The organism is Bacillus sp. FG16, from assembly GCF_057809515.1.
Genome location: NZ_JBMDKC010000105.1, coordinates 1 through 19,517, shown reverse-complemented (window position 1 = coordinate 19,517; position 19,517 = coordinate 1). Strand labels below are relative to the sequence as shown.

General features: G+C 36.2%; 17 protein-coding genes and 1 pseudogene. 7 read left to right on the top strand and 11 right to left on the bottom strand.

Annotation, left to right across the window (positions count from 1 at the left end; genetic code table 11):
• Positions 1 to 59 precede the first annotated feature (59 nt).
• From ACODS7_RS26510 to ACODS7_RS26490, 5 genes are all read left to right on the top strand, one after another.
• Positions 60 to 773 (top strand): glycosyltransferase family 2 protein, encoded by a 714-nt coding sequence (locus ACODS7_RS26510; RefSeq protein ID WP_488827965.1) that lies wholly within the window; start codon positions 60 to 62, stop codon positions 771 to 773.
• A gap of 115 nt (positions 774 to 888) precedes the next feature.
• Positions 889 to 1,656 (top strand): glucose-1-phosphate cytidylyltransferase, encoded by a 768-nt coding sequence (rfbF, locus tag ACODS7_RS26505; protein WP_016080884.1) that lies wholly within the window; start codon positions 889 to 891, stop codon positions 1,654 to 1,656.
• 1 nt (position 1,657) lies between these two features.
• Positions 1,658 to 2,713: a CDP-glucose 4,6-dehydratase gene (gene rfbG / locus ACODS7_RS26500; RefSeq protein ID WP_088114781.1), complete on the top strand. Its 1,056-nt coding sequence runs from the start codon at positions 1,658 to 1,660 to the stop codon at positions 2,711 to 2,713.
• A 12-nt stretch (positions 2,714 to 2,725) separates the two neighbouring features.
• Positions 2,726 to 3,949: a class I SAM-dependent methyltransferase gene (locus ACODS7_RS26495; protein ID WP_098629767.1), complete on the top strand. Its 1,224-nt coding sequence runs from the start codon at positions 2,726 to 2,728 to the stop codon at positions 3,947 to 3,949.
• Positions 3,946 to 4,869 carry an NAD-dependent epimerase/dehydratase family protein gene (locus ACODS7_RS26490; RefSeq protein WP_048564568.1) on the top strand — a complete coding sequence of 308 codons (924 nt, stop codon included), beginning with the start codon at positions 3,946 to 3,948 and terminating at the stop codon, positions 4,867 to 4,869. The genes ACODS7_RS26495 and ACODS7_RS26490 overlap by 4 nt, the downstream gene beginning before the upstream one ends.
• On the opposite strand, the gene ACODS7_RS26485 is transcribed toward ACODS7_RS26490, so the two are convergent.
• Entirely contained in the window at positions 4,838 to 5,623 is a 786-nt protein-coding gene (locus ACODS7_RS26485; protein WP_043315320.1) for a glycosyltransferase family 2 protein, read from the bottom strand. The two genes, ACODS7_RS26490 and ACODS7_RS26485, sit on opposite strands and share 32 nt — an antisense overlap.
• A 343-nt stretch (positions 5,624 to 5,966) precedes the next feature.
• On the opposite strand from ACODS7_RS26485, the gene ACODS7_RS26480 reads away from it, so the two are divergent.
• Complete coding sequence (locus ACODS7_RS26480; RefSeq protein WP_243168383.1) at positions 5,967 to 6,851, top strand: DMT family transporter; 885 nt, start codon at positions 5,967 to 5,969, stop codon at positions 6,849 to 6,851.
• 18 nt (positions 6,852 to 6,869) lie between these two features.
• Here ACODS7_RS26480 and ACODS7_RS26475 read toward each other — a convergent pair whose 3' ends face one another.
• Positions 6,870 to 7,406: a hypothetical protein gene (locus ACODS7_RS26475; RefSeq protein WP_016080878.1), complete on the bottom strand. Its 537-nt coding sequence runs from the start codon at positions 7,404 to 7,406 to the stop codon at positions 6,870 to 6,872.
• A gap of 19 nt (positions 7,407 to 7,425) precedes the next feature.
• Entirely contained in the window at positions 7,426 to 8,247 is an 822-nt protein-coding gene (locus ACODS7_RS26470; RefSeq protein WP_016080877.1) for a pentapeptide repeat-containing protein, read from the bottom strand.
• Positions 8,248 to 8,442: 195 nt separating this feature from the next.
• Between ACODS7_RS26470 and ACODS7_RS26465 the strand changes: the two genes are divergently transcribed.
• Positions 8,443 to 8,619 (top strand): DUF1272 domain-containing protein, encoded by a 177-nt coding sequence (locus tag ACODS7_RS26465; protein ID WP_016080876.1) that lies wholly within the window; start codon positions 8,443 to 8,445, stop codon positions 8,617 to 8,619.
• Positions 8,620 to 8,685: 66 nt separating this feature from the next.
• On the opposite strand, the gene ACODS7_RS26460 is transcribed toward ACODS7_RS26465, so the two are convergent.
• From ACODS7_RS26460 to ACODS7_RS26425, 8 genes and pseudogenes are all read right to left on the bottom strand, one after another.
• Entirely contained in the window at positions 8,686 to 9,753 is a 1,068-nt protein-coding gene (locus ACODS7_RS26460) for a lactonase family protein (protein ID WP_243168382.1), read from the bottom strand.
• A gap of 120 nt (positions 9,754 to 9,873) precedes the next feature.
• Positions 9,874 to 11,415: a gluconokinase gene (gene gntK / locus ACODS7_RS26455; RefSeq protein ID WP_088114785.1), complete on the bottom strand. Its 1,542-nt coding sequence runs from the start codon at positions 11,413 to 11,415 to the stop codon at positions 9,874 to 9,876.
• A 131-nt stretch (positions 11,416 to 11,546) separates the two neighbouring features.
• Complete coding sequence (gntP, locus tag ACODS7_RS26450) at positions 11,547 to 12,872, bottom strand: gluconate permease GntP (protein ID WP_088114786.1); 1,326 nt, start codon at positions 12,870 to 12,872, stop codon at positions 11,547 to 11,549.
• A gap of 398 nt (positions 12,873 to 13,270) precedes the next feature.
• Positions 13,271 to 13,939 carry a fructose-6-phosphate aldolase gene (fsa, locus tag ACODS7_RS26445; RefSeq protein WP_000667692.1) on the bottom strand — a complete coding sequence of 223 codons (669 nt, stop codon included), beginning with the start codon at positions 13,937 to 13,939 and terminating at the stop codon, positions 13,271 to 13,273.
• A 109-nt stretch (positions 13,940 to 14,048) separates the two neighbouring features.
• On the bottom strand, positions 14,049 to 14,942 hold the full coding sequence (gene gnd, locus ACODS7_RS26440; RefSeq protein ID WP_053563941.1) for a phosphogluconate dehydrogenase (NAD(+)-dependent, decarboxylating): 894 nt from the start codon (positions 14,940 to 14,942) through the stop codon (positions 14,049 to 14,051).
• Between the two features lie 112 nt (positions 14,943 to 15,054).
• Positions 15,055 to 17,049 (bottom strand): transketolase, encoded by a 1,995-nt coding sequence (gene tkt, locus ACODS7_RS26435; RefSeq protein ID WP_071731201.1) that lies wholly within the window; start codon positions 17,047 to 17,049, stop codon positions 15,055 to 15,057.
• Between the two features lie 39 nt (positions 17,050 to 17,088).
• Positions 17,089 to 18,573, bottom strand: coding sequence for a glucose-6-phosphate dehydrogenase (gene zwf / locus ACODS7_RS26430; protein WP_071731202.1), 1,485 nt, complete (start codon positions 18,571 to 18,573; stop codon positions 17,089 to 17,091).
• A gap of 365 nt (positions 18,574 to 18,938) precedes the next feature.
• A pseudogene (locus ACODS7_RS26425) lies at positions 18,939 to 19,454 on the bottom strand (glucose-6-phosphate dehydrogenase); the annotation flags it as partial.
• Between the last annotated feature and the right edge of the window lie 63 nt (positions 19,455 to 19,517).

Sequence of the window (19,517 nt, the reverse complement as noted above, 5' to 3'; positions counted from 1 at the left end):
AGTTCAAATGAACAAAAGTTAATATTGTGTCTATCCTTAAGTTGATGGGCATGTGGCTTATGCATCACACGAAAATATTCGATCACGGCATTTTAATTAATAGAGGGTCTACAGATCGTTCCGTAGAGATTTGTAAACTATTAGCACCCCACTGGGAAATACGAAATTCCAGATTTCTTGAGTTTGATCCAACTAATACTGATATTGAAGTGATGGAAATTGAAAGAGAAGTTTCAGGTTGGAAAATCGTTTTAAATACTACTGAATTCTTTTGTTGTAATAATACTGAAGAATTTTTTTCATCTCTCCATACACTAGGCCAAAACATGTATGCGATTAGAATGATTTTAATGATAGATAATCATAATTATAATTATTCAAAGCCTAGATATTCTATCCCCTTAGTAGAACAGCGATACCACGGTGTCTTCCCTTATAACCCAAATCTCGGATGTGCTTGGAGATTTATTCACAATCATCTAGACGGTGCATATTTACCTGGTAGACACCATTCGCGGCATGGATATATAATTTATGACTATCCTTCATTTATTTTAAAATTTTATTTTAGCCCTTGGAATGAACAATCAAAGGCAAGAAAATTACAAATTACACCTACCCTTTCAAAAAGGGGTGTTCAAATGGGGCTTCAAACACATTACGGTCAATCTCCTGAAGTACTGGACATACGTTTTTTAGAGCTTAGTAACCTAACACAAGACCTCCGTCATAACCCTGAATATCAAGAATTATTCCCAAAATTCAAACTGTAATATTTTCTGCATCGTCATCACCTCAAACATTTTCATTCGCTTAATCAAAAACAATCTCATTTGCATAAAACATGAATACTGTATAAATAATAAATTTTTATTTTAGGAGGAAAAAATGAAAGCTGTTATTCTTGCTGGTGGGTACGGTACAAGAATTGGGGAAGAAACACATTTAAAACCGAAACCTATGATTGAAATTGGAACAAAACCCATTCTATGGCACATTATGAGTTTGTATAGTCATTACGGGATTACTGAGTTTATTATTTGCTTAGGCTATAAAGGATATGCAATTAAAGAGTTCTTTCTAAATTACAACTTACACATGTCTGATTTCACAATACAGTTAAACGATAATACAATTACTAGCCATTCTCATTGTGTAGAACCATGGAAAGTTACACTAATCGATACTGGTGTAAATACCGAAACGGGTGGCCGAGTGAAAAAGATTCAAAATTATGTCGGAGACGAACCTTTCTGCCTCACTTATGGTGATGGATTAAGTAATGTAAATATAAAAGAACTTATTACATTTCATAAACAACATGGGAAAATGGCTACTGTTACTGCCGTACAACCTCCTGGTAGATTTGGTTCTCTCATATTAGATAAACAGTCTGTAACATCTTTTCAAGAAAAACCATTAGGTGATGGCGGATGGGTTAACGGTGGATTTTTCGTTTTAAATCCTGAAGTTTTCAATTACATTAGTGGAGATAAGTCTGTTTTTGAAACAGACACTTTAGTTCAGTTAGTAAACAAAAATGAATTGGCCGCATATCAACATTCTGGTTTTTGGCATCCAATGGATACATTGCGCGATAAAAATAAATTAGTCGAGCTATGGGAAAGTAATAACGCTCCGTGGAAGGTTTGGTAATATGGCTTCATCATCTTTTTGGAATAAGAAAAAAGTATTTATTACAGGACATACCGGCTTTAAAGGCTCGTGGCTCACCCTTTTTTTAACTTCATTAGGTGCAGAAGTAATCGGGTACTCCTCTCAACTCCCCTCAAATCCTAGCCTTTTTGAACAAGGTAACGTAGCAAAAGAGTGCACATCAATTAACGGCGACATTACAGATTACGATTCTTTATTCCGTGCCCTGAAACAACATAACCCGGACATACTATTTCATTTAGCAGCCCAGCCGATCGTCACCATTTCATACAAAAATCCTATCGAAACATTTAAAACGAATGTTTTAGGTACTGTTCACGTATTAGAAGCCGCAAAACATATAGAAAGTATACGTAGTATCATTAATGTTACAAGTGATAAATGCTATGAAAATGACGGGAGCGGTAACCGAGCATTCGTGGAAAGTGACCGATTAGGAGGTTTCGATCCTTATAGTGCTAGTAAAGCTTGCGCTGAACTAGTTGCAACATCCTATCAAAAATCATTCTTCCGCACTAATACTCAGAAACTTGCCTCAGTAAGAGCAGGTAACGTCATCGGCGGTGGTGATTGGGCTGAGAACCGATTATTCCCGGATATAATCCGTGCATATTTAAAAGATGGTACATTAAATATTAGAAACAAAAACGCTATTCGTCCGTGGCAACACGTATTAGATCCTTTACACGGCTATATTCTTTTAGCTGAGAAGCTTTGGAAAGATGCAGAATATGCAGCAGCGTGGAATTTCGGTCCGGTGAATGAACCTAACAGAACCGTTCATGATGTCATTCAATCTATAATGAAATTATGGAATCAACCGCTAACAATTCTTTCTCCTCATACAAACACTCCTTATGAATCACCTATTTTAACACTTGATAGTACAAAAGCAGCAAATAAACTCAGTTGGACACCTAAGTTATCAACAGATCATTCTATCGCTTGGACTGTTGATTGGTACAAAAAATATGCATCTGGTGAAAATATGGAATCTTTCACGCGACAACAAATCGATGCATTCAAAAATTTATAAGGGGGCTATAAAATGGAACAGAAAAAATGCCGTTTTTGCCACTCATTACTAACAAATACTTTTTTAGATTTAGGAGTTTCCCCTCTCGCTAACTCATTTGTAGCTCCTGAACACTCATATAAAATGGAACCATTTTATCCGCTGCACACATTTGTTTGTAACTCTTGTTTACTTGTACAATTAGATGAGTTTGAATCTCCGCACAATATTTTTCATGACTATTTATACTTCAGTTCTTACTCATCAAGCTGGCTACTACACGCTAAGCAATATGTAGAAATGGCGATTAAGCGTTTTAACTTAACAAACCATTCGAAAGTGATTGAAATCGCGAGTAACGACGGGTACTTATTACAATACTTTCAAAAAGAAAATATCGAAACGTTAGGAATTGAACCAGCAAAAAATGTAGCAGAAATCGCTATCCAAAAAGGAATTCCTACTGAAGTGAATTTTTTCAGCAATGATTTAGCAAAAAAATTACCGCAAGCAGATTTAATCGTCGCAAATAACGTATTAGCACACGTTCCGAACTTACATGATTTTGTTGCCGGTTTAAAAACGTTATTAAAACAAGATGGCACAATAACAATTGAATTCCCTCACTTATTAAACCTCATATCCTTTAAACAGTTCGATACTATATACCATGAGCACTTCTCCTATTTTTCACTTATTAGTCTTCAAAAAGTTTTAGCTTATCATCATCTGCAAATTGTTGATGTAGAAGAACTTGCAACGCACGGTGGTTCCTTGCGTATTTTTGTAAACCATCACAGTGACTCCTCTACTATCCATGCCAGTGTTACAAATATAATCCAAGAAGAAATAGATCACGGGCTAGATACATTAGATTGCTATCTCCTTTTTTCTAAACGCATCGAACAATTGAAAATAAATATTTTAAAGTTTTTTATCGAAGCAAAATCTTCAAACAAACAAATTATCGGTTACGGTGCTCCAGCTAAAGGAAACACCCTTTTAAATTATTGCGGGATAGGAAAAGAATTTCTAGCTTATACAGTAGATAAAAACCCTCACAAACAAAACCTCCTTCTACCAGGAACCCGCATTCCAATACAATCTCCAGAAGAAATTAAGCGTACAAAACCTGATTACATTCTCATACTCCCTTGGAATTTAAAAGATGAAATTATGAAAGAATGCTCTTTCATTCGTGAATGGGGCGGCAAATTTTTAGTAACGATTCCAGAAGTTGAGGTGATTGAGCCATGAAAAAAATTCTTGTAACAGGAGGTAGTGGATGGATTGGTAAATATGTTGTAAATTCTCTTATACAAAGGGGCTATGAAATACACGCCACTTACAATACAAATAAGCCTTCTCACATCTCTTGCCATTGGCATAAAGTAAATTTACTTTGCGATGAAGAAGTAAAAAAACTCATTTACGACATGAAGCCTAGTCATCTCATTCATTTAGCGTGGGAAGCAGTACCGCCAGCTTGTTATGTATCTATTCATAATTACTATTGGCTTACATCTAGCATCTCATTGATTCAACACTTTACAACATGCGGCGGAAAGCGAGTCGTTGTTGCCGGTACTGGCGCAGAATATGAATGGTTTAACGGCGTACTATTTGAAGATTCACCACTTCTTTCCTATAAAACCCCGTATTCATTATGTAAAAATGCACTGCACTCCTGGTTAGAAACGTATGCACAACAAACAGGCCTCAGCATGTGTTGGGGCCGCATTTTTCATATGTATGGCCCTCACGAACAAGGTAATCGGCTCTTTTCGAACATTATCACTTCCTTATTAAAAAACGAGGAAGCACTATGTACACATGGAAAACAATCGAGAGATTTCCTCCATGTGAGTGACGTCGCTGACGCTCTCGTAACAGTATTAGAACATGGCGTTACAGGCACCATCAATATCGCTTCAGGTCAATCTGTACAAATTAAAGAACTAGCTTCTATCATCTCTAAAAAAATAGGGAAAGAACATTTAATTAAACTAGGCGCGATTCCCTTCTCTAAGGATGAACCTTTATTCGTCGGCGTTAGTGTAGAACGTTTAAAGACTGAAGTAAACTGGAAACCACAATACGATTTAAATACTGGCATTGAAGATACAATCTTGTGGTGGGAATCATTTATAAAAAAGCATAACGATACGCAGCATTAAACCGTAAATCCTTCGTTCCTCTCGCTAATTCCTTATACCATTCTTCTAATCTTTCCGGCGTAACAATATGATGCGTACCCATTCCTCCATGCTTACTAGCTTCAGAAAGAGTCGGACCAATTTGTAACTTTCTCTTTCTCATCGCATCGTTCCACGGACTAAATCCAAACCATAATATACAAGCAAGAGGTGGATAGCTCATAGATTCATGCGCGGATAAATGTCTTCCAACCGTATAACTTCCGTGTTCATGGTTATGAATAAATCTACCTCTTCTCCATAACGCCCAATCTTCTGGTAAATAACCGTGAAATCGTTGTTTCATTAAAGGGATTCCAAAGTTAAGGTCCGGATAATTATAGTTAAGATTATCGACCATAATAAGCCCTTCTAGCCAATACATCCTCCCTCCCAATTCATTTAGTGATTTCCAAAACTGATTTTTATCTTGCACACAAAGAAACTCAGTCGTATTTAAAATCATTTTCCATCCTTTTACTTCTTGTTCTACCATCATTACTTCATGATCTGTCGCAAATGCATCAAACTCTGGATTCACAGAATCTCGCACTTCCCAATGCGGTGCGAATTTTTTACAAATTTCGACTGAACGATCTGTAGAACCTTTATTAATTAAAATGCCATGATCAAACAGTTTCGTATGATGCTTAAGCCACCATGGTAATAAATACTCTTCATTGTAAAAATGAGAAATAACGGTTGTAGTTATAATATTCTCCTCCTCTTTCTCTATTAATCTACTTTTTCATCCTACTCTTAATATACTTCTCAGTTATGTAATTGGTTTCTTTTATTTTTAAAATATGTTTTTCTACCATATACTATGCTCTCTTAGACAATTTCCATTTTCTAAAGAATCAACTCCGTACAATAAACACCCCCAATAAACTGAAAATTAAGTTATAATATCATTATAAAATACGAAGGGGGAATGCACGCATGTACTACAACACTTCATTCGAAAATGATCAACCTGTAGGCCGTCTATAAACTAAGACGGGCATTCATTTAGCACATACATTATGCCTCGTCTTAGGGAACTCATATTACCCTAAAAATAGACGGAGGTACTTTACATGAAACAAACAATTTTAGGAGCTATATGCTTATCACTAACAGCAAGTATATGGGGCGGTATGTATGTTGTTAGCAAATACGTACTCGATTTTATCCCACCACTAACACTCGTTTGGCTACGCTTTATTATCGCTTTTGTTGTTTTGTATTTCATTTTGAAAATAGCTGAGAAAAAGCAAAAGAAAAAAGTAGTCATTCGCAAAAAAGATTGGCTCCTATTCGCTTGGATTGGATTTATCGGCTATTTCATTTCGATCACATGCCAATTTATCGGAACAAAATTATCCGACGCTCATACAGGCTCGTTAGTTACATCAGCTACACCTGCATTTATGGTTATATTTGCAGCGCTCATTTTGAAAGAAAAACTAACTGCTCGTAGACTTTTATCTACTATAATAGCGACAATCGGTGTCATTATCGTAATCGGGTGGGATATCGAAATTGGCTCCTATTTTATTGGGACAATCATTTTAGTTGGAGCCGCTATTACATGGGCTTTACTATCTATTTATGTAAAAATCGCTTCAATCCAATTTTCATCCTTAGTTATTACAACGTACGCAATTTTCTTTTCACTCTTTTTTATTACACCTTTTATGATATGGGAGCTACAAACGGCCTCTATCGGAACAGTAAATACGTACGTAATATTAGGCGTATTATACTTAGGAATCGTCTCAACAGCAGGTGCCTTTTTCCTTTGGAATAAAGGATTAGAATTACTGGATGCAAGCATCGGTTCCTTATTTTTCTTCTTCCAACCTATCGTTGGATCGTTACTTGGTTGGTTGCTCTTAAATGAAACATTAAATAGTAACTTTTTTATTGGTGGTATTCTCATTATATGTAGTGTTTTAATTACTACTTTTGAAAAGAAATAACAAAACAGGCAGAGATTCTTAATCTCTGCCTGTTCGCATAATTGGGTCTTGATCATGAAAACCAATACAAATCGGTATATTACTTTGCACTTCACTACGTACACTTATAAAACTACACAGCGTTTTAGCAATTAAATATAAAGTGATACCGATTGCTTTTTCACTTGTGTCAAAGCCATTTTCATTATACATATCCGCTAATTCTACAGACCCCGGTCCCTCAACATCATATGTCCATTCAGAAGCCCAATCATCATCCTCTTCTTCAAGTGGAACGTATTCCTCACAAATATAAAACTGACTAGTCCACTCGTTATCAAGGTCATACTCAAAATAAATCGCTTTTGCTTCTTCATTAGTAGCCATTTCTACAGCTGCATCCAAACCTACTCGAATACTTTCATTATATGACTCTAAATCAATTGCTTTAATTCGTTCTGCATATTCTGTAGACGCCAACATGCAACAAATATCATAATACTTCGCTTCTATTTGCTCTACTGCTAACGAAAAGACATCCTCTTGCATCTCTTCTAAATACTGAAATATATCCACACTAAATACTCCTCACTCTTTACGCACTCCAATGCGATGGACGGGACAATAATTTCGGTAATTTCGTATATTTGTCCCCTCTCGCCGCATTTACTTGAACTTGCGTCAGAAAAATACTATTAGTAAAATCAGTCCCGCGAATATCTGCATCTCGCAAATCTGCTCCGATGAGATCTGCTCCTCTTAAATCTGCACCATTTAAGTTAGCCGCAATTAAGTAAGCTCCTCTTAAATTTGCACCTTGTAAATTTTTCTTTTTCAGATTCGCTCCCATAAGGTCTGCTCCGCGGTGTATGATTCGTTTCTTACGCGCAGTATTCATTTCCTTCCATACTAATTCGCTCGTTTCTAAAAGAAGAATGTTCACCTCTGCCCTATGCATTGGAACATTTATTTTCATTAACTCATCTGGATTTAAATTCGAAAGTCGCTCTGTCTCCTCAATTGCGGTCTCCAGCTCTTTATGAATTGGCTGTGTTGCCTTTAAAAGAATCGCTTCATTCAAATACCAAAGCATTTCATGAAGTTGATGCATAACCGGAAAAGCATCGTACATTTTTCTTGCATGCTTTGCATCTTTCCGCCAATCAATTCCTTTAAACGTAACTTGAGAGATTTTCTGCCCAGCACCGAAACATTCAAATACTGTACAACCTTTATAGCCATTTCCTCTAAGATTTTTATGTATACTACATTTATAATCTGATTGTAAATTAGAACATGGCTTCCCACCATCTTTATTCACCGCAAAATCTACCGATGCTGCGAACGGTAATGCAACGCAACATAGACCGAAGCATGTTTCGCAGTTTGCTTTTAAATGATCGTTATGATTAGTCAAAATCTATACCCCCTGTTGTCTTTTGACTATTTCATAATATTCCAACTGTAATAAATAATCAATTTTAAAATAAACTAGCATCTTTCATTTCAATTCATAACTTTATCATTCGATTTCCTTTCAATTGAAAAGGACTATTTCTATTTAATGAATTATAATTAAATTATAAATTTTCAAACTAAAAGGAGGCTTATTATGGCACTAGAAATGAAAACAAACTGTCAAATTTGCGATCAATCGCTCGAGCAAAATTCAGAAGCTTACATTTGTGTATATGAATGTACATTTTGCGCACCATGTACAGAAGAAAGACAAAACGTTTGTCCAAACTGCGGCGGCGAATTAGTACGTAGACCGAAAAAGAAACAATAAAAAGCAAAGCGATATCGCTTTGCTTTTTATTGTTTTCTGAGTATATGAAATTATATCGAACACAACTTAAACATTTAAAAACTTCACACAAACAGGCTCTGGCACAGCAACATCAGATTGTAAAAGTGTTAACTTACCTGTAGATTCATCTCTTGAAAATAACACAAGATTATGTGACTTTTCATTTGTAGCAACAAGGAACTTTTCAGTAGGATCTAATACAAAGTCTCTTGGCCAATTTCCTTCTGTAGATGTGTGTTCAACAAATGTAAGCTGACCTGAATTTTGATCTACGCTATAAACAGCGATACTATTATGACCACGATTACCTGCATATACAAAACGGCCGTCAGAAGAAATATGAATCGCACTTCCTTGACTATTTTCATCAAATTGTTCTGGAAGAGTAGAAATATACTGTTCTTCTGTAAAGGATCCTTCTTGCGAGTTATATGTTAACACAATAACCTCTGAACTCAGCTCAGTCATCACATAAGCGTATTTTCCATTCGGATGAAAAGTAATGTGTCTTGGACCACTTCCTGGTTTTACAGATAAACGATTCACTTCTGTTAATGTACTATCTTTTACTTCATACGTAATTATTTTATCTATTCCTAAATCAACGCCCACTACATATTTTTCATCAGGAGTGTACCCCGCGTAATGTGCATGTGGTTTTTCTTGTCTTTCTTTATTCGGACCTGAACCTTCATGTGCCATAATAGATGAAGCAGGATTTACAGTTCCATTTTCTTCATTTATTTCAAAAGACTCAATCGTTCCTTTATGGTAATTCGCTGTAACTACTGTATGATTTCCACTATCAACACTAATATGACAAGGAGAAGCACCTTCTACTACTTGTCTATTTTTCGCTTTTAGTTCTCCAGTATAACTATCAATGGAATACGCAGCTACACCGCCAGATTCGCCTTCCTTAACAACAGAATAGAGATATTCATTATTTCGGTTAATCGTTACATATGTAGGATTATCCAGCTTAGCGGCAAGTGTTACATTACTAATTTTTTTTGCTTCTGTGTCTAAAGTAAACTTATATATTCCTTCGCTATTTTCTTTCGTGTAAGTTCCAACATATCCAATAAACTCTTTGTTATCCTTCATTTTCATAACCCTCTCTCCCTATATTTTACGTTCATCATGCTTCTTAAAATATTTTATGTTGAAAGAGTATCCAAAAAAATCGGAGTACTTCTTTATACGTTACCATATTTTCTTGGTACATAGCTTTTAAACCCACTTTTTTTGATACGCTGCTATACTTTCATATTCCTCTTCCAATTGACGGGACAGACGAATATAGATTGGCGTTAAATCTTTATATTTTTCCACACTTTCCATGTTTGGCTCATGATGAAAATCTGCACCTACCATTTCAGAAACTACGGATAATGTATCTATTTCACCTAAACTATATAAACCGAGGATTGCAGCTCCTAAGCAAGAGCTTTCGAAACTTTCCGGAACATATACGTCTTGATGGAAGATGTCCGCCATCATCTGTCTCCAAAGTTCCGACCTTGCAAAGCCGCCTGTCGCTTGAATTTTTTTCGGTTCGCCAATTAACTCTTTTAAAGCGAGAAGAACCGTATATAAATTATAAATTACTCCCTCTAAAACAGCACGGATAAGATGTTCTTTCTTATGATGCAATCCGAGTCCAAAGAAAGATCCGCGTGCATTTGCATTCCATAAAGGCGCTCTTTCCCCGGCTAAATATGGGTGAAATAATAAACCGTCAGATCCAGGATTCACTTTTGCTGCTATTTCAGTAAGTACTTCATATGGATCTTTCCCTAAGCGCTTTGCAAGTTCAATCTCTGAAGTACCCAATTGGTCACGAGCCCATCTAAAAATCATACCGCCATTATTAACTGGTCCACCGATTACCCAATGGTCTTCAGTTAACGCATAACAAAAAATTCTACCTTTCGGATCTGTTACAGGACGATTTGTTACAGCACGTATCGCACCGCTTGTACCAATTGTAACAGCCACAACGCCAGGATCTATTGCATTTACACCTAAATTAGATAGTACTCCATCACTCGCTCCTACCACAAAAGGCGTAGAAACAAGTACATTCATCTCTTTGGCAAGCTCTTCATCTAATCCTGTTAAACTGTGCGTTGTTGGAACAAGCTTTGAAAGCTTTTCATCTGTAATTCCCGCAACATGTAAAACCTCTTCATCCCATTTTAAAGATTTCAAATTAAACATCCCTGTCGCTGATGCTATAGAATAATCAATTACATACTCTTTATATAACTTGTAAAAAACATATTCTTTAATAGAAATGAATTTATAACTTTTTGCGAATAACTCTGCCTGCTCATTCTGTAGCCAAACTAATTTCGAAAGTGGTGACATCGGATGAATTGGTGTCCCAGTACGAAGGTAAATTTCATGACCATTCATATCATTCTTTATTTTCTCCGCCCAGCTTGCACTTCTATTATCTGCCCAAGTGATACATCTCGTTAACGGCTCTCCCTTTTCATCTACGGCAATGATACTATGCATTGCCGAGCTAAAAGAGACACAAAGAATATCACTTGGCTGTACACTACTTGATTGTATAGTTTCTTTAATCGTATTTATTACTGCACGAAAAATTTCTTCTGGGTCTTGTTCTGCTGTTTCAGGCGTAGGAGAATATAAAGGATATTCAATTCCATGACTAGCAATAACAGATCCATCAGTAGAAAATAGAACTGATTTTGTACTAGTTGTCCCAATGTCTACACCAATCATATATTTTGAGCTCACCATTTCTTCCTCCTAACAAAAAATCCCTACAGTATCCTAATAATATAAGAACCATAAAAATACATTTATTTTATCTATTCATAACGTTATGTGCTAAAGTTATCTCTCTACATTCATATAAAAATATCCTTATTTTAAACAAACATATCGAGTATTAAAACTCCTCCAAAAGCGATAAATGAAAGTAACGTTTCTAATACAGTCCATGTTTTAAATGTTTCTTTCACTGTTAACCCTAGGTATTCTTTTACCATCCAAAAACCAGCATCGTTTACGTGTGAAAACATTAATGCTCCTGCACCTGTTGCAATAACGAGTAACTCTAAGTTCACACCTGTTGTATTTTCAACGATTGGCGAAACGATACCCGCTGCTGTTGTTAAAGCGACTGTCGCTGACCCTGTCGCAATTCGAATTAATCCTGCTACTATAAATGCTAATACAATTGGGGATAGAGCTAAATGCTCAGACATTTGAGCAATAGCATTGCCTACACCACTATCGATAAGAATTTGCTTAAATCCCCCGCCAGCACCAATAATCGCAACAATTGAACCGATTGGTAATAAGCTATCTTCTGTTATCTTCTTAATAGCTTTTTTATCGATACCTTGACGAAATCCAAGAAAATAGAACGCCGCAAAACATGCAATCAATAGCGCAATGATAGGACTACCGATTAATGTGACAATCTTCATCAAAGTATTAGAAAGAGGCACATAAGGAGCTGCTGCAGCTAACACCATTAACATAACAGGTAACAATATAACTAAAAATGAAACTCCTATTCCTGGTAATTTCGTTGATTTTGTATTTACACGAATCAATACTGGCTCATTTTCAGGAATTACACGTTTGTGAATCCATTTAGCGAATATAGGACCTGCAATAATCGCTGCAAAAAATGTAATAATGAGTGAATACAATAGTACCTTCCCAAGATTCGCCTTATAAATACCAATTGCAACGATTGCCCCTGGATGCGGAGGAACAAGACCGTGTACGACAGATAGCCCAGCAATTGCTGGTAATGCTATCAATAAAATATTTTGTTTCGTTGTTTTATGAATTGAAATTACTAACGGCAGTAATATTAAAATACCTACTTCAAAAAACACCGGAATTCCAATAATAAAACCTGCAATTAACATAGCCCATGGTAAGTTTTTTATCCCAAAGGATTTAATAAAGAACTCTGCCACTTGCATTCCAGCACCTGACTCTGCCATCATTTTCCCTAAAATTGTACCTAATACTAAAATGCCTACTAAATGTCCGAGAACACTTCCGACTCCCGTTTCATAAGCACTCACTATTTTATCCATTGGCATTCCAGACATAATTGCTAAAAACAAACTTGCAATCGTTAAACTAATAAACGCATGCCATCTCCACCACGATACCCCTAAAATAACAATTACAATTGATAATAATGTAATAATTAAAAGGTACATATTCATACTCAATCCCCCTTTATGTAAACCCTTTCATAATTACTATATAATTAAAAGAACCTATATAGTTCTTACTTGCGTAAAAGATACCTTTACATATTGCTATACGTTTAAAAGCATCTTCACATCATAATGATTTATATAAAAAGAATCTCCCTTATTAGAGATACACTATAATTCATCTCTCTAATAAGGGGATTTCTCTTTAATAATTATAATGTTATTGTGATACATGCTTCATACGAACATATTTTCCTTCTTCAAAAGTGAATGGCACTTTCTTCTGTTGCTGTTTTCACGTAGTAAGACTCCAAACTCGGGATCCAAGTTAAACGATGAAGTTACCTAGGAATCTGTCCTCTCATGAAAAACAATTTTCGGAAAGCCTCCTTCACTTTCATATATTATAATTTAGGTGCTTTTGCCCAATCTGCAGCGAACTTTTCAATACCTTGATCTGTTAATGGATGCATAGCAAGTTGCTCGATTACTTTATAAGGGATTGTTGCAATGTGAGCACCTGCCATCGCTACACGAGTTACATGATCTGGATGTCTGACAGAAGCCGCAATAATTTGTGTATCTAATTGATGAACATCGAATAATTCAGCAATTTTAGCAACTAATAGTACACCATCTTCAGAAATATCATCTAAGCGTCCTAAAAATGGAGAAACATACGTTGCACCTGCTCGAGCAGCTAAAAGTGCTTGGTTCACAGTGAAAATAAGTGTAACGTTCGTTTTCACACCTTTTTCAGTAAGATAGCGACAAGCTTCTAATCCTGCTAGCGTCATTGGAAGTTTTATCGTGACATTTTTATCGCCACCGTTAATTTTAATTAATTCTTCTGCTTGAGCAATCATTTCTTCAGCTGTAACAGCATCTGGCGTTACTTCTGCCGAAACAGACTCAACTTTAGGTACTGCCTGACAAATTTCTGCGATACGGTCTTCAAACTTAACGCCCTCTTTTGCTACTAAAGAAGGATTCGTTGTAACACCAGCTAAAACTCCAAGTTTATATGCTTTTTTTATGTCCTCAAGATTTGCAGTATCAATAAAAAATTTCATGATCAATTCCCTCCAGTTTTTAAACGTTGATGATTTACATGTTTAATATGCTTATCCCGTAAAAGCCCGATTGGTATGGAATAAAGCCCCTACTTATTAAAGTTTCACTTTATTTCTTTTCTACTGCATGTCCGCCAAATTCATTGCGCAGAGCTGCTACAACTTTTCCTGTAAATGTATCATTGTCTAATGAGCGGTAGCGCATTAATAGAGACATTGCGATAACAGGAGTTGCTGTTTGAAGGTCTAATGCTGTTTCTACTGTCCATTTCCCTTCACCAGAAGAATGCATAACACCCTTAATTTCATCCAGTTTTGCATCTTTAGAAAATGCATTTTCTGTTAATTCCATTAACCAAGAACGAATGACTGAACCGTTGTTCCATACTCTTGATACTTTTTCATAATCGTAGTCAAATTCACTTTTCTCTAGAATCTCAAATCCTTCACCAATAGCAGCCATCATACCGTATTCAATTCCGTTATGAACCATTTTTAAGAAGTGACCACTACCAGCTTTTCCAGCATATAAGAATCCATTTTCTACAGCAGTATCGCGGAAGATAGGTTCAACGATGTCCCAAGCTTCTTGATCTCCTCCGATCATGTAACAAGCACCATTACGAGCGCCTTCCATTCCGCCAGAAGTTCCTGCATCCATAAAGTGAATGCCATCTTTCTTTAATTGCTCATATCGGCGGATAGACTCTTTATAATGTGAATTACCAGCTTCAATTAAAATATCTCCCTTTGATAAAAGTGGTGTAACCTCATCAATAACAGAATCAACAACAGCGTGTGGTACCATTACCCAAAGAATTCTTGGTGATTGTAATGACTGAACAAGTTCACTTAAACTAGATGTACCCGTTGCCCCGTACTCTTTCATTTCTTCTACTGCGCTCGTATTTAAATCAAATGCTGCTACTTCATGTTTATGATCCATTAAATTTTTCCCTAAATTTAATCCCATTTTACCTAACCCAATTAATCCTACTTGCATAATATAATTCCTCCTCAAATTATCTTTTATTAAAAATTCATATCACTACAATCTGGAATACCTTTCAGCACTGAAATGTTAGTATGTACAGAAAGGTATTCACAGTCATAGCTTAAGAATTCAACACATTTTTTGTAATTTGAACAACATTTTCTGTCGTAAATCCAAATAGATTCATGACTTCAGCTCCAGTTCCTGAAGCTCCAAATGTTTCAATTGATAGTACTTTTCCTTCTTGTCCTACATAACGTTCCCAACCTAGAGATACACCCATTTCAAGAGATACTCGTTTCGTTATAGAAGACGGAAGAACGGATTCTTTATATTCGTTCGATTGGCGATCGAATAACTCCCAGCTCGGCATTGCAACGATGCGAACAGAAACTTGATCTTCTTCTAATTTTGCTTTCGCACTAGTAGCTAAGGATACTTCAGAACCTGTCGCAATTAAAATTACATCCGGATTTTCATTCGTTTGTGTTAATACGTAAGCTCCTTTAGAGAGATTCTCTATGTTCGCTTTCGTTTCATTAAACACCGGTAAATTTTGACGGCTCAGTACTAAAACGACTGGACCATCCGTTTGCTGTAAAGCATACGCCCAAGCACTTGCTGTTTCATTTGCATCTGACGGACGGATAACTGTTAGACCAGGAATTGCTCGAAGCGCTGCCAATTGTTCAATTGGTTCATGCGTTGGACCATCTTCTCCTACAGCAATCGAATCATGTGTAAATACGTAAGTAACAGGTAAATTTTGCAGTGCAGCCAGTCGAATCGATGGACGAAGGTAATCATTAAATACAAAGAATGTACTTACGAAAGGTTTTACTCCTCCATGGAGAGCCAGTCCATTCGCTGCCGCGCCCATTGCATGTTCACGTACACCGAAGTATATATTTCGTCCAGCATACGATTCTACCGCGTACACAGCTTCACCTTTTATATCTGTCATAGTGGAATGAGAAAGATCTGCACTTCCACCGAAAATAGAAGGAATCGATTTCACATAATGATTAATAGCTTCCCCACTTGCAACACGAGTGGAAATCGTTTTTTCAATATCAAAGGATAGAATGTCTTTCGCTTCAATTAAAACATCACCTGTAATCGCTTTTTCTAATTCATCTGCTAGTGCAGGGTTCGACTCTCTGTATGAATTGAACTGCTCATTCCAGTCATTTTCTTTTTCAATACCTTTTTGTTTCAGTTCATTAAAATGAGCTTTTACTTCTTCAGGTACAAAGAAATCTTCCTCATAACCCCAACCATACACTTGTTTTGTCGCTGTTGCCTCTTCTACTCCAAGCGGATTACCATGTGCTTTGTTCGTTCCAGCAACTTTTGGACTTCCATAACCTATAATAGTTCTAATTTCTATAAGAGTAGGTTGATCCGTATTTTCTTTCGCTGATTGAATAGCTTTTGTAATAGCATCGACATCGTTTCCATCTTCAACTCTTACATATTGCCAATGTACAGATTCTGCCCTTTTCTGAATATCTTCAGAGAAAGCAATGCCTAATTCACCATCAAGTGAAATTTCATTTGAATCATACAGTACAATTAACTTGCCAAGTTTCATATGTCCTGCCATTGACATCGCTTCATAAGCGACACCCTCCATTAAGTCACCATCTCCGACTAAAGCGTACGTATTGTGATCTATAATAGAGTGACCATCCTTATTGAACTTCGCTGCTAAATGCGCTTCTGCCATTGCCATTCCGACAGCATTGGCAATTCCTTGTCCTAACGGGCCTGTCGTCGCTTCGACTCCAGAAGTATGACCAAACTCAGGATGTCCTGGTGTTTTACTGTTTAACTTTCTGAAGTTTTTCAAGTCATCAATTGAAACATCATATCCAGCTAAATGAAGCAGGCTATATAACAGACTAGATCCATGTCCCGCCGATAAAACGAAACGATCACGGTTAAACCATTCTGGGTGATTAGGATTGTAATTTAAATGATTCGCCCATAATGCATAAGCCATTGGTGCTGCTCCCATCGGAAGACCTGGATGACCTGAATTTGCCGCATTAATAGCATCAATCGATAACGTACGAAGTGTATTCACTGCTAATTGATTTATGTTTTGTGTCATAGTAATCGTCCCCCTAAATGCTTTCATGAAAGAAAGTACTTATTTTTCCGTCTCTTGATCTAACCACCATTTAAATCCACTTTCTTGCAACAGTTCATTAGACGCTTCTGGACCATATGAACCAGACTCATATTCATGAAGCGGTAATAAGTTTTCCTCGAACGCTTCAAGAATTGGTTGTACCCATTCCCATGACAATTCAACTTCTCTCCAATGTGCAAAGAATGTAGCGTCTCCACTCACAGCATCATGAATGAGTCTTTCATACGCTTCAGGTACTCCCACATCCGCTTGCTCACAAGTAAAGTTAATACGCATCGGTTCAATTTCTCCATTTTTCAATGGATTTTTACTATTTAACTGTAATGAAACATTCTCACCTGGGCTAATTTCAATTATTAATAAGTTAGGTTCTGCATTTGGATTATTATCTTGATATTGCTGTTTTAACGTATTTTTAAATTCGATTACAATACGAGTAGACTTTTCTTTCATTCGTTTTCCTGTTCGTATATAAAATGGAACGCCAGTCCAAAACGGATTATCGATCCACAAGCGAGCAGCAACAAATGTGTCTATGTTAGAAGAAGGATTTACTCCTGGTTCCTCTTTATATGCTACAACTTGCCCACCTTTTATCTCTCCTGAAGCGTATTGACCGCGAACGATATGGTTTTGAACGTCTTCTTTTTTCACTTTACGAAGCGTCTCCATTACCTTTCGTTTTTCCTCTCGAATTTCACACGCATTAACCTTTTCCGGCAGATTCATAGCAGTCATCATTAATATTTGTAACATATGATTTTGAACCATATCTCGAATGGCTCCTGCGTGATCATAATATCCAGCTCTTTCTTCAACCCCAACCGTTTCACTAGCTGTAATTTGTACATTTGCTATATGTTCTTTGTTCCAAATCGATTGGAGAACAGGATTGGCAAATTCTAGCGCTTCAAGGTTTTGAATCATCGGTTTACCTAAATAATGATCGATACGGTATATCTCGTCTTCTTCAAACGTACGACTAAGCTTATCATTCAGCTCACGAGCAGATGTAAGATCATGCCCAAACGGTTTCTCAATCATTAGGCGTTTCCATCCATCTGTTTTATCGAGTCCACTTTCCTTAATATTTAAAGCAATCGTCTCGAAAAATTCAGGAGCAACTGAAAGATAGAACATTCTATTACCTTTTATATGTAGTTCTTCTTCCCTTTCACGAACGACTTGTAATAATCTCTCATAGTCTTCCGGCTTACTCACATCTAATGGACAATAGCGAAAATTATCTAAAAAACCTTCCAGTTCCGGAGTACCTTCTTCCCTCTGACGAGAAAACGTCTCTATTGATTCTTTTATTCTTTCTTGAAAATCTTCATGAGATACTTGACGTCTTCCAAGCCCGATAACAGATATTTGCTTTGGAAGCTTTTGATCTCTATATAAGTTATATAGCGCGGGGTAAATTTTGCGTTTCGCTAAGTCCCCTGTCGCTCCAAATAAAACAAAGGTCATTGATTCCAAGTTCAGTCCCCCTCTTGTTGTATAATCCTCTTCAATATACTAAAAATGAATTGTACAGAAGCTCATACTCTTATACTTCCTGTTTTTATAAAAAACAAAGAGTTATCTAATTCCAATTCTTTTTATACCTTTCGCTCTCTCATTGTCCCCAATATTAATAGTGGCAATTCAAAGCATTTCTACTGCAATTTACTTATTTATAGAACTTAACGAAATATTTTATATCTAATTACTTTTAGTAATTAATTAATCTTATGTCTAGTATATTAACCACATAAATTATTATCGTCAATAAAAATGTCTTGAATTAAATACTATTTATTTTGTAATACTTTTCTAAGTGTATTCCTAGTTACCATTCATTTTCAAAGATAATGATCAATATAATAAATATCAGTTTCGTCAAAATCTTCAATTAATTTTCGGTTAAACTCGCGAGCAGACGTTACATTATAATCAAAAGGCTTCTCTATAATAAGACGGTTTAATCCTTTTGTAGTCCACAATCCACTCTCTTTAATATTTAAAGCAATCACATCAAATACTTCTGGTACAACAGATAGATAAAACATACGGTTTTCAGAAATATTTAATTCTGTTTCACGCTTTTTTACAAGGCTCAGTAAATCTTGATAGCCCACTATATTCGCTGTATCTAATTGACAATAACGAAATGTGCTAATAAATTCTTCTACTCCTGATTCGTCATCAGAAGATATTCTAGAAAATGTAGCAAGGGATTGTTCTATCTTTGTTTGAAATTCCACATCTGAAATTGCCCTTCTGCCAATACCGATAATCGAAATAGATTGTGGTATATTTTGATTACTAAATAGTTTATATAAAGCAGGATAAATTTTACGTTTCGCTAAATCCCCTGTCGCTCCGAATAAAGTGAAACTTTAATCAGTGGGGGTTTTGTTCATCCCCACTGATTATTAGTT

What these genes read in the sequence shown, in the direction of transcription:
- gntP (WP_088114786.1), bottom strand. Translation starts at nt 12,872, where the DNA reads ATGAATATGTACCTTTTAATTATTACATTATTATCAATTGTAATTGTT.
- ACODS7_RS26480 (WP_243168383.1), top strand. Translation starts at nt 5,967, where the DNA reads ATGAAACAAACAATTTTAGGAGCTATATGCTTATCACTAACAGCAAGT.
- ACODS7_RS26490 (WP_048564568.1), top strand. Translation starts at nt 3,946, where the DNA reads ATGAAAAAAATTCTTGTAACAGGAGGTAGTGGATGGATTGGTAAATAT.
- rfbG (WP_088114781.1), top strand. Translation starts at nt 1,658, where the DNA reads ATGGCTTCATCATCTTTTTGGAATAAGAAAAAAGTATTTATTACAGGA.
- ACODS7_RS26465 (WP_016080876.1), top strand. Translation starts at nt 8,443, where the DNA reads ATGGCACTAGAAATGAAAACAAACTGTCAAATTTGCGATCAATCGCTC.
- tkt (WP_071731201.1), bottom strand. Translation starts at nt 17,049, where the DNA reads ATGACACAAAACATAAATCAATTAGCAGTGAATACACTTCGTACGTTA.
- ACODS7_RS26460 (WP_243168382.1), bottom strand. Translation starts at nt 9,753, where the DNA reads ATGAAAATGAAGGATAACAAAGAGTTTATTGGATATGTTGGAACTTAC.
- ACODS7_RS26495 (WP_098629767.1), top strand. Translation starts at nt 2,726, where the DNA reads ATGGAACAGAAAAAATGCCGTTTTTGCCACTCATTACTAACAAATACT.
- gnd (WP_053563941.1), bottom strand. Translation starts at nt 14,942, where the DNA reads ATGCAAGTAGGATTAATTGGGTTAGGTAAAATGGGATTAAATTTAGGG.
- rfbF (WP_016080884.1), top strand. Translation starts at nt 889, where the DNA reads ATGAAAGCTGTTATTCTTGCTGGTGGGTACGGTACAAGAATTGGGGAA.
- ACODS7_RS26510 (WP_488827965.1), top strand. Translation starts at nt 60, where the DNA reads ATGCATCACACGAAAATATTCGATCACGGCATTTTAATTAATAGAGGG.
- fsa (WP_000667692.1), bottom strand. Translation starts at nt 13,939, where the DNA reads ATGAAATTTTTTATTGATACTGCAAATCTTGAGGACATAAAAAAAGCA.
- gntK (WP_088114785.1), bottom strand. Translation starts at nt 11,415, where the DNA reads ATGGTGAGCTCAAAATATATGATTGGTGTAGACATTGGGACAACTAGT.